This window comes from Nonomuraea sp. NPDC050733 (assembly GCF_040654215.1).
Classification (GTDB): domain Bacteria; phylum Actinomycetota; class Actinomycetes; order Streptosporangiales; family Streptosporangiaceae; genus Nonomuraea.
This window is the reverse complement of sequence record NZ_JBFAHO010000007.1, coordinates 127834-141572: the sequence shown is the minus strand read 5'-3', so window position 1 is coordinate 141572 and position 13739 is coordinate 127834. Positions and strand designations below refer to the sequence as shown.

Sequence of the window (13739 nt, the reverse complement as noted above, 5' to 3'; positions counted from 1 at the left end):
GTCGACGCTCACCTGTCTACGCTCACCTGTCGACGGCGAGCCGCAGGCCGAAGCCCACGATGACCACGCCCGTGACCCGGTCCAGCAGCCGCCGGACCCGGGGCGTGCGCAGCACTCCGGCCATCAGCGTCGCGAACCCGATGAGCACGGTGCTCCACACCAGCCCCTCGGTCACGTGCACGCCCGCCAGCAGCAGCCCCATGGCGGCGTGCGGGGCGCCGTCCGGGATGAACTGCGGCAGCATCGCCACGTAGAAGGCGCCCACCTTGGGGTTCAGCAGGTTCGTCACCAGCCCGCGACGGAACCCGGTCCGGAACCGCGTCCCCTGACGCCCCTCCGCCTCCTCCGGCGCGGCCGTACCCCGGGTGAGCAGCATCCGCACGCCCATCCACACCAGGTACGCCGCCCCCGCCCAGCGCAGCACGTCGTAGGCGAGCTGGGAGGCCGCGAGCAGCGCGGACAGCCCGGCGGCGGTGAGCACGCCCCAGACCAGCGTGCCGAGCTGGATGCCCAGCACGACGCCCCACGCCGTCCGCCGCCCGGCGACGACGGAGGTCCGCAGGATGAGCGCCGTGTCCAGCCCCGGCGTCAGCGTCAGGAACGCGACGACCACGGCGAACGACGCGACAGAGGCACCGATCTCCATAGCGCCGAACCCTATCCAAACCGAGTCGAACCGGGCGGATCACCATCCCCGCGGCAGGTGACGCGATCCCGGCGATCTATTCTCGTGAGCCGTGAAAGAAGCGGGAGAGCGCCACGCGAGCTGGCTTGAACTGTTCTTCGACCTGGTCGTGGTGGTGGCGGTGGCCCAGCTCGCCCACCGCCTCGCACACCCGACGTGGGCGAACGTCGCCCTGTTCGCGGTGCTCTACTACGCGGTGTGGAGCGTGTGGACGTCGCTGACGCTCTACTCCAACGTCCGCGCCGAGCAGACCCACACGCGCAGCATGCTGATCGGCATGTTCGGCATCGCCGTCATGGCCGCCGCCGCGCCCGACGTCGCCCACGAGATCGCCGGCGTCGGCACGCACGACGGCTGGTTCATCGCCGCCTACATCGCCTGCCGCATCAGCGCCTCCCAGTCCCTGCAGGCTTCGGGCACCATCATGACGGCCTGGCCGGCGGCGCAGCTCGGCGCGGGGCTGGCGCCGTGGTTCGCCTCCATCTGGGTGGATCCGCCGCTCGCGTACGCCCTGTGGGGGCTCGGCGTCCTGCTCGACGTGGTCTTCTCGGTGGCGCAGAGCCGCCGGCCCGAGCGTTTCGTCGAGGAGATGCGGCGCCAGGCCGAGCGCGTGGAGCGGCGGCAGCGGCACAGGGAAGCGGCCGGCCGGCGGGCGCACCCGCCCCGCACCGTCACCGCCGCCGTCCTCGACCCCGCCCACCTGGGGGAGCGCCTCGGCCTGTTCGTGATCATCGTGCTGGGGGAGGCGGTCATGCAGGTCGTCCTCGCCGCGTCGGGCCATGACTGGCAGCCGTCGCTCGGGCTCGCCGCCGTGGCCGGGTTCGGGCTGATCGTCTCGCTGTGGTGGCTCACGCTCCAGTACGGCCTGAGCGCCGTCCCGGGCGTCGGCGAGCGGGGGCTCAAGCCGTACGTCGCGCTGCCCGCGCACTTCGCCATGACGGCCGGCATCACCGCGACGGCGGCCGGTCTGGGCGTGGTCGCCGCCGCCCCGGAGGAGCACCTGCACGGCGGCACCGGCTGGGTCATGGGCGGCGGGCTGGCCGTCTACTTCGCGGCCTCCGCCGTCCTGGGCTTCGCGGCGCGGGCCGGACGCCTGTGGCTCTGGTGCTGGGCGCTGCCCGCCGTCGTGGCGCCGCTGGTGGTGGCGGCGGTGTCGGGTCTCCTGCCGGGGTGGGGCGTGGTGGCCCTGCTGCTGCTCGTGGCTTTGTGGCGGGTCGCCTACCGCCCCCGCGGCGGCAGTGCCGTGGAGGCGGCTTCGCCCTCGGCCGCCTGAGCGTCAGGGGATCAGCAGCAGCTTGCCCGTGGTGCGGCGCGAGGTCAGGTCCTCGTGGGCCCGCGCCGCCTCCGCCAGCGGGTAGCGCGCGGAGACGTTGATCCGCAGCCGTCCCTCCCTGATCCACCCGAACAGGTCCGAGGCCCGCTGGAGCAGCTCCTCCCGCTCGGCGATGTAGTGGACCAGGGTCGGGCGGGTGAGGAAGAGGGAGCCGTTCTTGTTGAGCGTCTGCGGGTCCACGGGCGGGACCGGGCCGCTGGCCGCGCCGTACAGGGCCATGAGGCCGCGCGGGCGCAGCGCCTTCAGCCCGCCGTCGAACGTCGCGGCGCCCACCCCGTCGTAGACCACGTCCATCCGCCCGCTCAGCGCCTCGGCGAAGTCGTCGTAGCGCAGCACCTCGTCGGCCCCCGCCTCGCGGGCCAGCTTCTCCTTCTCGGCGGTGGACACCGTGGCGTGGACCTTGGCGCCCCTGAGCTTGGCGAGCTGGATGAGGAGCTGCCCCATGCCGCCGGCGCCGGCGTGCACGAGCACGTGGTCGCCCTCGCGCACGGCGTGGGTCGAGTGGGTGAGGTAGTGGGCCGTCATGCCCTGCAGCATCGTGGCGGCGGCCAGCTCGGCGTCCACGCCGTCCGGCACCGGCACCAGCCGGTCGGCCGGCACCACGGCCTTCTCGGCGTAGCTCCCGAGCACGCTCGCCCACGCCACGATGTCGCCCACGGCCACGTCCCGCACGCCGGGGCCGACGGCCGACACGGCGCCCGCCCCCTCGGAGCCGATCGCGGCCGGCAGCGCCAGCGGGTACGCCCCGGAGCGGTGGTAGGTGTCGATGTAGTTCACTCCGGCGGCCGCGACGTCCACCACCACCTCGCCCTGGCCCGGCTCGGGGTCGGGACGTTCGACGTACTCGAGGACCTCTGGGCCGCCGTGGGCGGCGATCACTATGGCTCGCATGCCCCTAGTCAACCCCTGCTCGGGTCATCCGATTCCACCGCCCCTCAACGGAAAGCGCTCACTCACAGTTGACTAATGTGACTAAAACGGAATACTGGGACAACTGATTGGCCGCTGCTCACTGATTCAGAGGACGCTCATGCCGGATGGCCACACCCTGCCCGCGACGCGGTCGCGCCGGGCATGGAGCCGGCCCGGCCGCTTACGGCGGCGGGCGGCGCGTGGACGCGGCCCGAGCCGGCCGTCCCGGGACGGCGACGCGGCTCGCTGACGCCTCCCACCGGCGGCCTTCTCCCGCCCGGCTCGTCCTCCCCCCGACCTCAGGATTCTCATGCCGCAAGACTCCCTCATCGTCGCGACAGTGATCGGCGTCGCCGTTCTCGCCGTCGCGGGCGTCCTGCTCGTCCACCTCCGCGCACGTCGGGAGCTGGCCCTGACCCGCGGCCAACTGGCCCAGGCCCGGCAGGCGCAGGAGCACCTGTCACGCGAGACCAGCGCCCGGGACCAGCGGCTGAGGGAGGCCGAGCGCCGGCTCCAGGAGGCCGCGGAGCGCAAGGCCCTGGAGGCGGCCGAGGCCGTCCGCGACGCCCGCGGCCAGTACGAGCTGGTGTGCGCCGAGACGGAGTACCTGCTCGACAAGCGGATCCCGGCGCTGGTCTCGCACCTGCGGTCCCCGCACGTGATCGTGCCCGGCACGCAGAACCCGGCCCTGGCCGGCACCGAGATCGACCGGCTGCACCGCGGCATCCTCGACGCGGTCGCCCGCGCCGTCCGCGACGAGGGGGAGCGCGTCGACGAGGCGGCCCAGGCGGTCGTCAGGGGCGCGATGTCCCGCGTCCAGACCCAGGCGCTGCGCGCCCAGGACCTGCTCGCGGACGTGCAGCGGCGCTACAGCGGCGACGAGCACACGGCGCTGATGCGCGAGGTGCTGGGGCTCGACATGTTCAACGAGCTCGTCATCCGGCGCGTCCAGGCCACCGGCATCGCCTGCGGGGCCACGCCCGGCCTGTCGCGCGACGACACCTACCTCGTGGACCTGATGGTGGGCGCCATCTCCCGCGTCGAGAACTTCGAGCAGCGCGTCGAGGGGCCGGCCAACCACCTGCGCCGCCGGGTCGGCGTGGCCGCCCGCGCCGCGGAGCCGATCCTGTTCATCACCTCCGAGCTGCTGGCCAACGCGGTCCACCACTCCCACGGCACGCTCAAGGTGTCCATCGCCGTGCACGAGACCAACACCGGCGCCGCCATCGTCATCGACGACGCCGGGGTGGGGCTGAACGAGGAGCAGTACGCCCGCGCCACCCGCCTGCTCAGCGGCGCCCAGCCCGTGCGGCTGATCGACCTCGGCAACCCGCCGCACACCGGCTGGGCGGCGATCGGCCGCCAGGTGGCGCACTACGGCATGCAGGTCACGGTCAAGAAGAGCGCCTTCGGAGGGGTCCAGGCCGTGGTCGGCATCCCGAACGAGCTGCTGGTGGAGATGCCGGAGCACATCCGGCCCTCGGTGCTGGCGCCCGAGCCGGTCAGGGCCGTCCCGGCCGCGACGCTCCGCCGGGAGCCCGCCATGACGGCGCCCAGGATCGGCGGCCCGGCCGCTGTGCCTGCTGCCGTGCCTGCCGCTCCGCAGATCCCGTCGCCGGCCCCTTCGCCGGCGACCGTGCCGATCAGCGAGCCGGCCACGGGGCCGATCGGCGCCCCGTTGTCCGCCTCCGCGTCCGGCCCCGTGCCCCCGCAGGTGACCGGCGAGCCGGGACGGACCGAGTCCGGGGAGCCCTTCCCGGGGCTGCCCCAGCGCCGCCGCCGCCAGACGCCCGGCGCCACCCCCGGACGCTCCGGCGGCCCGGCCGGACGCTCCGGCGGCTCCGCGGACAAGGCGCTCACCACTCCGGAGGAGGCCCAGAGGAGGTGGGGAGACTTCCAGACCGGGGCCGAAGCGGGCCGCCGCGAAGCGCTCCCGTCCCAGCCGCACGACTTCACCGAAGGGAACTGACCACCCCATGGACGCCCACTCCGCAGCCCCCACCGCGCAGACCAAGGGCCGCCCGCTCTCGCTAGACGTGTCCTGGGTCCTGGCGCCGCTGCTGGCGCTGCCCGGCGTCAGCCGGGGCGTGGTGCTGAGCCGTGACGGGCTCATCCTCGGCGGCTCCGCCGGCACGTCGGTCGAGTCGGGGGAGCGCGCCGCCGCCATGACCAGCTCGGTGCTGGGCGCCGCGCGCGCCCTGTGCGACGGCCTCAGCAACGGCGCCGACGGCGAGGTGGTGGACATCGTCATCTCGGCGGGCACCGGGTACTACTACATCGCCCCCGCGGGCGAGCGGGCCGCCATCGTGGTGGCGGCCACCGGAGCGGTCAACATCGGCTCCCTGGCCTACGAGGTCCAGCTCCAGGTGCAGAAGCTGATCAAGGCGCTCGACGAGGCCAGCGCGGCCAGGACGCCGGGCGTCCGGGCATGAGCTCCGGGCGGCAACGGCGGCGTGTCGTACCGGACTACATGGCCGCCGCCAGGGTGGCCGTGCCCGAGCACATCAGCATCGAGCGGACCACCCTCGTCTACGTCGCTCCGGACGTGGTCGCCAACGGGCTGGACCCGCCGGCGTCGCACCTGCTGACCCTGCTGGGGGAGGGGCCGCTGTCGGTGTACGAATGCGCCGCGCACCTCGGCCTGCCGTACTGCGTGGTGCGTCTGCTGGTGGCCGGGCTGGTGGCCGGAGGGACGCTGCTGACCCGCGACCCGCCTCCCGCCGACCTGCCCGACCTGGAGATCTTGGAGTTGGTGCTCAGTGGCCTTCGCGCCCTCTGACGGCCGGATCAGTGCCGATCACATACCGGTCAAGCTGGTCATCGCCGGGCCGTTCGGCGTGGGCAAGACCACCATCGTCAACGCCCTCTCGGAGATCGCGCCGCTCAACACCGAGGAGGTGCTGACGCAGGCCGGCACGCTGGTCGACGACCTGACCGGCGTCAACGAGAAGACCACGACCACGACGGCGATCGACTTCGGCCGCCTCACCCTGCCCGGTGTGGTGCTCTATCTGTTCGGGGCGCCGGGGCAGACCCGGTTCCAGGTCCTGTGGGACGAGCTGGTCCGGGGGGCGCTGGGGGTGCTGGTGCTGGCCGACACCCGCCGCATCGACGACAGCTTCGCCGTCCTGGACCTGGTGGAGGGCGCCGGCATCCGCTACGCGGTGGCCGTCAACCACTTCCCCGACTCGCCCCACTACCCGGCCGACGTCCTGCGCAAGGCGCTGGACCTGGACCCGCGCACGCCGCTGCTGGTGTGCGACGCACGTGACCCCGTGTCCGCCCGCGCCTCGCTGATCGCGCTGGTGGAGCACATCAGAGAGCTGGTTCTTTCATGACGCTGCGCTACATCCCCGACGCCGGCCGCCTGTACGGGCCGGAGTTCGCCCGAGACCCGCAGGCGGTGTACGCGTCGCTGCGCGCGCGGCACGGCGCGGTGGCGCCCGTCGAGATCTCGCCCGGGATCGGGGCGCACCTAGTGATCGGCTACCAGGCCGCCGTGGACGTGCTCACCAACGTGGGGGGCGCGTGGAGCAAGGACTCCCGCGACTGGATGGCCACCCTGCCCGAGACCCCGGAGGCGGCCGGCGCGGTCGGCATGCTCGGCTACCGGCCCAACGCATTGTTCTCCGACGGGGCGGAGCACACCCGCTACCGCACGGCGATCATGGACTGCTTCGGCATGGTCCAGCCGCACAAGCTGCGCCAGCTCGTGATCGAGGTGTCCGACTCGCTCATCGCCCGCTTCGCCGCGACCGGAGAGGCCGACCTGGCCGGCGACTTCGCCAAGCCCATCCCGCTGAAGATCTTCAACCGGCTCTTCGGCCGCCCCGACTCCGACAGCGACGCCCTGATCAGCGCACTGTCGGACCTGATGGAGGCCGACGGCGAGGCCGGCGCCCGCGGACTGGACGCCTTCAGCCGCTACCTCGGCGAGCTGGTCACGGCCAAGTACGCCGAGCGGGGCGACGACCTCACCTCCTGGTTGATCGACCATCCCGCCGGGCTGAGCCAGGACGAGCTCATCTGGCAGCTCGTCCTGGTGGTGGCCGCCAGCTACGAGCCCACGGCCAGCCTCATCTCCAACGCCATCTCCCGCATGGTCAGCGACGACCGCTACTACAGCTCGCTGAGCAACGGAGCGCTGAGCACGTACGACGCGCTCCTGGAGGCGCTGCGCGCCGAGCCCGCCATGGCCAACTACGGCCCCTACTTCGTGCGGCAGCCCCTGCACTTCCACGGCACCTGGATCCGGCCGGCCGAGCTGGTCCTGGTCTCCTACGCCGGGGCCAACACCGAGCCCGCCAACGTGCCCGGCGGGCTGCGCTCGGACGGGGGCGCCTACCTGGGCTTCGGCGCCGGGCCGCACCGCTGCCCCGTCAGCGACCCGGCCATGCTCATCGCGATGACCGCGATCGAGCGCCTGACCTCCCACCTGTGCGACCTGGAGCTGACCGTGCCCCGCGAGGAGCTGTCCTGGCGGCCCGGGCCGTTCCACCGGTCGCTCGCCCACCTTCCGGTCCGTTTCACCCCTATCCGTCCCGATCAGCCTGGAGAATCCCCTTGGGCAGTGCAGCCCCCGTCGTCCTCGATCCCTTCGGCCGAGACCTTCCCGGAGAGGTCCGCAGGTTACGTGACCTCGGCCCCGTGGTCCTCGTAGAGCTGGCCGGAGGAATCCCCGCCTGGGCCGTCACACGCCACGACCTGCTCAAGGAGCTGGTCCTCAACCCCCTGGTCAGCAAGGACAAGCGGCACTGGCGGCTGCTGCCGCGGGCCCTCTCGGAGCCCGGCTGGACCTGGATCATGACCTGGATCGGCGTGTCCAACATGCTGAGCGCGTACGGCGAGGAGCACCGGCGGCTGCGCAAGCTCGTGGCCCCCAGTTTCACGGCGCGCCGTTCCCGGGCGATGCAGCCGATCGTCGAGGGCATCGTCGCGGAGCTGCTGGACGCCATGGCCGCCGTGCCGCCGGGCCAGGTCGTGGACCTGCGCGCCGCCTACGCCCACCCGCTGCCGATGCGGGTGATCTGCGAGCTGTTCGGCGTCCCCGCGCACATGCGGGAGGAGATGGCCCAGATGATGGAGGCCATCATGGACACCTCCGCCACCCCCGAGCAGGCGGCGGCCACGGCGGCCCAGATCGGCACGGTGCTGCCCGCGCTGGTGGCCTACAAGCGCGAGCACCCGGGCGACGACCTCACCACGGAGCTGATCAACGTCCGCGACAACAGCGCCGCCGGCGTGGGCGGGGGCGCGTCGCTGAGCGACGACGAGCTGCGCGACACCCTGCTGCTGCTCATCGCCGCCGGGCACGAGACCACGGTCAATCTGATCGGCAACGCCGTGCACGCCCTGCTCACCCACCCCGACCAGCTCCGGCGCACGCTAGCGGGAGAGATCTCGTGGGAGGCCGTGGTCGAGGAGACGCTGCGCTGGGCGCCGTCCATCGCCCACCTGCCGCTGCGCTTCGCCGTCGAGGCGATCGACGTGGGCGGCGTGCGGATCGAGGCGGGGGACGCGATCATCACCTCCTACCTCGCCGCCGGGCACGACCCGGACCAGCACGGGCCGGACGCGGCGGCCTTCGACGCCAGCCAGGAGCGGGACGAGCACCTCGCGTTCGGGATCGGCGTGCACCGCTGCATCGGCGCCCCGCTGGCCCGCCAGGAGGCGCTCACGGCGCTGCCGGCGCTGTTCGCCCGCTTCCCCGACCTGCGCCTGGCGGTGGAGGCGGACCGGCTCACGCACGTGCCGTCGTTCATCGCGCACGGCTGGAGCGAGCTCCCCCTGCTCCTGCACCGCTGACCACCGGGCCGCGGCCCGGAGTCCGCCTCCGGGCCGCGCGGCCGGCGCGGCGCGCAAGGGTGTCAGGGGATCTCCACCCGGGCGAGCGCGCCCGCTTCGAGGGCCACCCAGATGGCCCCGTCGGGCCCGACCGTGAGGCCGTGCGGCTCCGCGCGCACGTCACCGGCTCCCAGGCCCGTCGCGGTCAGGTCGTGCTCGTCCACCTTGCCGTCCACGGTGATGCGGCCGAGGCGGTCGGCGGCCCACTCCGTGAACCACAGCGCCCCGTCCGGTCCCGTGATGACGGCGTGCGGGCGGCAGGCGCGGTCCGGCAGCGGGAACTCGGTGATCTCGCCGGTCACGGTGACGCGCCCGATCTGCCCGGCGCCGATCTCCACGAACCACAGCGCGCCGTCGGGTCCGGCCGTGATGCCCACCGGGGCGGCCCCGGGCGTGGGCAGCCGGTGGATCGTCATCTCGCCGTCGAGCGTGACCCGGCCGACGGCGTCGCCCTGGTTGAGCGTGAACCACAAGGCGTCGTCCGGCCCGGCGGTGATGGTCGAGGGCATGCCGCCCTTCACCGGCACCTCGAACTCGGTCACCGTGCCGTCGCCGGCGATCCGCCCGACGCGGTCGGCCTGCAGCCGGGTGAACCACATCGCCCCGTCCGGCCCGGTCGCGATGCCGTACGGCGCGCCGACCGCGAAGGACGTCACCTCGCCCGTCTCCGTGACGCGACCGACGCGGCCGCCCTGGAACTCGGTGAACCACATGGCCCCGTCGGCGCCCGGTGTGATCACGGTCGGTCCGCCGTCGGCCGGGTCGAGCCGGTGGACGACCGGCTCCTCGCCGGGCACGAGCCTGCCCACCATCCCCTGATGGACCAGCGTGAACCACAGCGCCCCGTCGGGGCCGGTCGCGACGCCGTAGGGGGCGCCCTGCGGGATCATGGTCAGTGACATACGCGTCCTCCTGAGACTTCCAGCCGCGTCCCCCGGAATCGCTTCCGCAGCGCGCGGTCGTGCGTGACCACCACGAGGGTGCCCGTGTAGTGGTCGAGTGCCTGCTCCAGCTCCTCGGCGAGCTCCGGGGACAGGTGGTTGGTCGGCTCGTCCAGCAGTAGCACGTCGTGCTCCTCGGCGAGCAGCCGGGCCAGCGCCAGCCTGCGCCGCTGACCCACGGACAGCGCGCCCACCCTGAGGTCGAGCGTCTCCGCCCGGAACAGCCCGGTGGCGAGCAGCGCGGCCCGGCGCTCGTCGGGATGGCCGTGGCCGTACGCCTCCAGCACCGGAAGGGACGGGTCGAAGACCGTCTCCTGGGCGAGGTGACCCACCCGGCCACGGGCCCGCTCGGCGACGGCCCGCAGCAGCGTGGACTTGCCCGCGCCGTTGTGCCCGTGCACGAGCAGCCGGTCACCGGCCCCCCCCACCAGCGACTCGACGTGCAGCCGATCGCCCACGCGAACATCGCGCAACTCGGCCGCCGGGCCGGGGATGCCGCCGGCCACGTCGGCGAAGGCGCCGTGGAAGCGGAGGGGAGCCGGCGGCCGGGGGACCGGGTTCTCCTCCAGGCGGCGCAGACGCTGCTGCGCGTTGCGGACGCGGCCGGCGATCGAGCTCTGGACGCGGCCGGCGTTGCGGTCGTAGGCCATCTTGTTGTTGTCGCGCATGCCGCGGCCGACGGCGACGCGGTGGGCGGTCGTCGCGGCGTGCTCGCGCACCTGGCGGACCTCCTCGCGCCAGGCGGTGTACGCCTGCTCCCAGCGCGCCCTGGCCGCCGCCTTGGCGGCCAGGAAGCCGGTGTAGCCCCCGCCGAAGCGGGTGACGCCGCCGCCCTCGACCTCGATCACGGCGGTGACCACCCGGTCAAGGAAGATCCGGTCGTGGGACACGACCACGACCGTGCCCGGGTAGCCGCGCAGCCGCTCCTCCAGCCAGCCGAGCGCGGACTCGTCGAGATGGTTGGTGGGCTCGTCCAGCAGCAGCGTCGCGGGGGCGGCGGCCAGCACGCACGCCAGCCCGAGCCGGGCCTGCTCGCCCCCGGACAGGCTTCCCAGGGTGCGGTGCTCCTGCTCGAGGAGCGAAGGGGTGGGGCCTGTGGCGAGGTGGGGCAGGCCGAGGGCGTGCAGGGCCTTGTCGACCTGGGCGTCGGCCTCGTAGCCGCCCCGCGCCTCGAAGGCCGTGAGCAGTTCGCCGTACTCCTCCAGCAGGGCGTCGCAGCCCTCGGCGGGGGCGGCGGCGAGGGCGGCCTCGATGTCGCGCAGGCGGCGCTCCATCGCTCTGAGCCCCGCCAGCGCGGCGTCGATCGCCTGCCGGACCGTGAGGTGCGGCGGCAGGCCGAGCGTCTGGCCGAGGTGGCCGATCTCGCCCGTCACGACGACCTCGCCGGAGTCGGGCCGCTCCACGCCGGCCAGGAGCCGCAGCAGCGTGGACTTGCCCGAGCCGTTCTCGCCCACGATGCCCAGGCGCTCGCCCGGCTGGACGGACACGGACACGCCGGACAGGACCCTGCGGTGGCCGTAGGACTTGGTGATGTCTCGAAGCAGGATGGTCAGGATGGAGCTCCAATCGCAACTAAGGTAGCTTTAGTGTGACAGAGGTGAGGGCTTAAAGCAACTGGAGTAGTCTTTGGAAGTGATCAAGCGGCCTGGTGGACGCAGCGCGCGCGTGCGTGACGCCGTGCGGCGGGCGACGCTCGCCGAGCTGGGCGAGCACGGGTTCCGCGGCCTGACCGTGGACAACGTGGCCGAGCGCTCGGGAGTCCACAAGACGACCGTCTACCGGCGGTGGGGCACCGTCGAAGGGCTCGTCGCCGACGCCCTTGAGCTGGCCGCCGGCGAGCCGTGGCCGATCCCCGACACCGGCACGGTCCAGGGCGACCTGCGGGGCGTCGTCGAGCTGGTGCGGAGCGGGTTCGAGGATCCCGAGCTGGGGCCCGTGTCGTCGGCGTTCGTGGCGGCGGCCATGCAGAGCCCCGAGGCGGCGCGGGCCCTGCGCGCCTTCTTCGAGGCCCGCCACGACCAGTCGGCCCAGGTCGTGCGGCGGGGCGTGGAGCGGGGCGAGCTGCCCGTCACGGTCGACGCCCGGGAGGTGATCCGGGTCGCGGTGGCGCCCGTCTACTACCGGCTGTTCGTCGCCCACGAGCCGGTGAGCCGGGACGACGCCGACCGCGCCGCGGACGCCGCCCTGGCCGCCGCCCGCGCGGGCGTCCTCTGAGCTCCTCCGAAGAGGTCAGGTCTGCTGCTGACCCCGCAGGTCGAAGTCGTCGAACGTGGTGCGCAGCACCGACTCGCTGTCCTTGGGCGTGCGGGCGAACAGCCCCACGTACCCGTTGCCGAGCCCGTTCGGGTCGTCCACCTGCTGGACCCGATCGCCGTTGACCCACATCGTCAGCCGCACCGCGCTCCCGCGCTGCTCGCACGACGCCTCGATGCGGGCCTTGCCCGGCAGGCCGTCCACCTTGACCGGCTGCGCCAGCGTGCCGCCCGAACCGTCCACGATGCGCCGGATGCGGGCCTGCCCCGAGGTGTCCAGGCCGAACTCGTAGGAGGTGCGGTCGTCGGCCGAGCGGCAGTACACGCCGTACTCGCCGCTGCCGACGACCTGCCGCACCTGCGCGGTGACGCCGACGACCACGCTCTGCGGCATCATCGGCGTCGGGGTGCTCGACGGCAGCGGCGTCCCCGTCGGCGTGGCGATGAGGTACGACGTGGGCGCCTTGATCCGGCGCTCCTCGTAGTCCTCCTCCACGTCGAGGCCGAACGTGCCGTCGGTGCGGTAGCCGTAGGAGGCGGTCTCGTCGGGGTCGTAGGTGCCGCCCCAGCCGCCGGAGGTCTGGGTGAAGTCCTCCTGGAGGAGCGTCGGCCCCTCGGGCGGCCCGCCGGGCGACAGGAACGTCCACGCCGCCAGGACCGCGCCGGCGAGCGCCACCGTGCCGACGGCCAGCCCGGCGGCCAGGAGCCCCCGCCTGCGGCCGCGTGCGGAGGACGCCGGCCCGCCGCCCGGGACCGGGTGCGGGAGGCCCGGCTCGGTGAACGGCGTCGTCCCCTGCTGCTGCCAGCTCAGCCGCACCGTCCGCGCCGCGTGCTCCGGCGCCGCCGAGCGGCCCACCAGGTGGTCGAGGAGCTGCTGCGCCGTCGGCCGGGCCGCCGGGTCCTTGCGCAGGGCGGCGGCGACCAGCTCGCGCAGCGACGGATCGACCTGGCTGAGGTCGGGCTCGGTGTTGAGCACCTGGTAGACGATCGCGGGCAGCGTCTCGCCGCCGAACGGCGCCCTGCCGCTCGCCGCGTACGCCACCAGGCAGCCCCACGAGAACACGTCGCACGCCGGCGACACCGGGTCGCCCCGCAGCACTTCGGGCGCCATGTAGCGGGGCGTGCCGACGATCTCGCCGGTGCCCGTGACCCCGCTGAGCGTGTCGAGCGCCCGCGCGATGCCGAAGTCGATCACCCGGGGGCCGACGGGCGACAGCAGCACGTTGGACGGCTTGAGGTCGCGGTGGACCACCCCGGCCCCGTGGATGGCGGTCAGGGCGGTGGCCACGCTGACGGCCAGCGCGTCGAGGCTGGACCCGCGCAGCGGCCCGGACTGCTCGACGGCCTGCTCCAGGTTGGGGCCGGGCACGTACTCGGTGACGACGTAGAGGATCCGGCCGTCGAGGGCCGCCTCCAGGACCGCGGCGGTACAGAACCTGCGCACCCGCCGGGCGGCGTCGGCCTCCCTGCGAAAACGCATGCGGAACTGCTCGTGCTGGCTGAACTCCGCGTTGATCACCTTGATGGCGACGCGCTGACCCGCGGTGTCCTCGGCGAGGTGCACCGTGCCCATCCCGCCCCTGCCCAGCACGCTCAGCAACCTGTAGCGCCCGATGTGGGAGGTTTCACCGCTCACGGCGGGTTAGCTTACCGATATCGGCCTCGTCCGGGTGTGCCGACACGGGCTCGCCGCCGACCGGGCTCACCTGCGTGAGCGACTTGCGCTCCGAGCCGCGAAGAACATATGTTCGATATGTAAGAACACCCGCCTT

Annotated in this window: 13 protein-coding genes; 8 read left to right on the top strand and 5 right to left on the bottom strand. The window is 73.5% G+C overall.

Translation table 11 applies throughout. From position 1 onward, the window contains the following. Positions 1-22: 22 nt before the first annotated feature. Positions 23-646 (bottom strand): LysE family translocator, encoded by a 624-nt coding sequence (locus tag AB0H64_RS15820; RefSeq protein WP_357624352.1) that lies wholly within the window; start codon positions 644-646, stop codon positions 23-25. Between the two features lie 91 nt (positions 647-737). On the opposite strand from AB0H64_RS15820, the gene AB0H64_RS15815 reads away from it, so the two are divergent. Then, positions 738-1958, top strand: coding sequence for a low temperature requirement protein A (locus tag AB0H64_RS15815; protein WP_357624349.1), 1221 nt, complete (start codon positions 738-740; stop codon positions 1956-1958). A gap of 3 nt (positions 1959-1961) precedes the next feature. Here the strand turns inward: AB0H64_RS15815 and AB0H64_RS15810 are convergent, their stop codons facing one another. Beyond that, complete coding sequence (locus AB0H64_RS15810) at positions 1962-2909, bottom strand: quinone oxidoreductase (protein WP_357624346.1); 948 nt, start codon at positions 2907-2909, stop codon at positions 1962-1964. 331 nt (positions 2910-3240) lie between these two features. Between AB0H64_RS15810 and AB0H64_RS15805 the strand changes: the two genes are divergently transcribed. From AB0H64_RS15805 to AB0H64_RS15780, 6 genes are read left to right on the top strand one after another with little or no spacing between them, the layout of a single operon-like run. After that, positions 3241-4899 (top strand): hypothetical protein, encoded by a 1659-nt coding sequence (locus tag AB0H64_RS15805; protein WP_357624344.1) that lies wholly within the window; start codon positions 3241-3243, stop codon positions 4897-4899. A 7-nt stretch (positions 4900-4906) separates the two neighbouring features. Then, positions 4907-5362, top strand: a complete 456-nt coding sequence (locus AB0H64_RS15800) for a roadblock/LC7 domain-containing protein (RefSeq protein WP_357624341.1) — start codon at positions 4907-4909, stop codon at positions 5360-5362. After that, entirely contained in the window at positions 5359-5709 is a 351-nt protein-coding gene (locus AB0H64_RS15795; RefSeq protein ID WP_357624338.1) for a DUF742 domain-containing protein, read from the top strand. The genes AB0H64_RS15800 and AB0H64_RS15795 overlap by 4 nt, the downstream gene beginning before the upstream one ends. Then, complete coding sequence (locus AB0H64_RS15790) at positions 5690-6268, top strand: ATP/GTP-binding protein (RefSeq protein WP_357624336.1); 579 nt, start codon at positions 5690-5692, stop codon at positions 6266-6268. The genes AB0H64_RS15795 and AB0H64_RS15790 overlap by 20 nt, the downstream gene beginning before the upstream one ends. Continuing rightward, positions 6265-7590: a cytochrome P450 gene (locus AB0H64_RS15785; protein WP_357624333.1), complete on the top strand. Its 1326-nt coding sequence runs from the start codon at positions 6265-6267 to the stop codon at positions 7588-7590. The genes AB0H64_RS15790 and AB0H64_RS15785 overlap by 4 nt, the downstream gene beginning before the upstream one ends. Beyond that, positions 7578-8735 carry a cytochrome P450 gene (locus tag AB0H64_RS15780; protein ID WP_357624331.1) on the top strand — a complete coding sequence of 386 codons (1158 nt, stop codon included), beginning with the start codon at positions 7578-7580 and terminating at the stop codon, positions 8733-8735. The genes AB0H64_RS15785 and AB0H64_RS15780 overlap by 13 nt, the downstream gene beginning before the upstream one ends. A 62-nt stretch (positions 8736-8797) precedes the next feature. Here AB0H64_RS15780 and AB0H64_RS15775 read toward each other — a convergent pair whose 3' ends face one another. Together AB0H64_RS15775 and AB0H64_RS15770 are read right to left on the bottom strand one after the other, a co-directional pair. Then, positions 8798-9676 carry a virginiamycin B lyase gene (locus tag AB0H64_RS15775; protein WP_357624328.1) on the bottom strand — a complete coding sequence of 293 codons (879 nt, stop codon included), beginning with the start codon at positions 9674-9676 and terminating at the stop codon, positions 8798-8800. Beyond that, positions 9667-11208, bottom strand: a complete 1542-nt coding sequence (locus tag AB0H64_RS15770; RefSeq protein WP_357624326.1) for an ATP-binding cassette domain-containing protein — start codon at positions 11206-11208, stop codon at positions 9667-9669. Before AB0H64_RS15770 ends, AB0H64_RS15775 begins: the two co-directional genes overlap by 10 nt. A 139-nt stretch (positions 11209-11347) precedes the next feature. Here AB0H64_RS15770 and AB0H64_RS15765 point away from each other — a divergent pair, with 139 nt between their 5' ends. Beyond that, positions 11348-11929: a TetR/AcrR family transcriptional regulator gene (locus AB0H64_RS15765; protein WP_357624324.1), complete on the top strand. Its 582-nt coding sequence runs from the start codon at positions 11348-11350 to the stop codon at positions 11927-11929. Between the two features lie 15 nt (positions 11930-11944). Here AB0H64_RS15765 and AB0H64_RS15760 read toward each other — a convergent pair whose 3' ends face one another. Beyond that, entirely contained in the window at positions 11945-13603 is a 1659-nt protein-coding gene (locus tag AB0H64_RS15760; protein WP_357624321.1) for a serine/threonine-protein kinase, read from the bottom strand. Between the last annotated feature and the right edge of the window lie 136 nt (positions 13604-13739).

Coding starts and splice junctions, on each gene's coding strand:
- AB0H64_RS15785 (WP_357624333.1), top strand. CDS start 6,265: ATGACGCTGCGCTACATCCCCGACGCCGGCCGCCTGTACGGGCCGGAG.
- AB0H64_RS15795 (WP_357624338.1), top strand. CDS start 5,359: ATGAGCTCCGGGCGGCAACGGCGGCGTGTCGTACCGGACTACATGGCC.
- AB0H64_RS15805 (WP_357624344.1), top strand. CDS start 3,241: ATGCCGCAAGACTCCCTCATCGTCGCGACAGTGATCGGCGTCGCCGTT.
- AB0H64_RS15775 (WP_357624328.1), bottom strand. CDS start 9,676: ATGTCACTGACCATGATCCCGCAGGGCGCCCCCTACGGCGTCGCGACC.
- AB0H64_RS15820 (WP_357624352.1), bottom strand. CDS start 646: ATGGAGATCGGTGCCTCTGTCGCGTCGTTCGCCGTGGTCGTCGCGTTC.
- AB0H64_RS15810 (WP_357624346.1), bottom strand. CDS start 2,909: ATGCGAGCCATAGTGATCGCCGCCCACGGCGGCCCAGAGGTCCTCGAG.
- AB0H64_RS15800 (WP_357624341.1), top strand. CDS start 4,907: ATGGACGCCCACTCCGCAGCCCCCACCGCGCAGACCAAGGGCCGCCCG.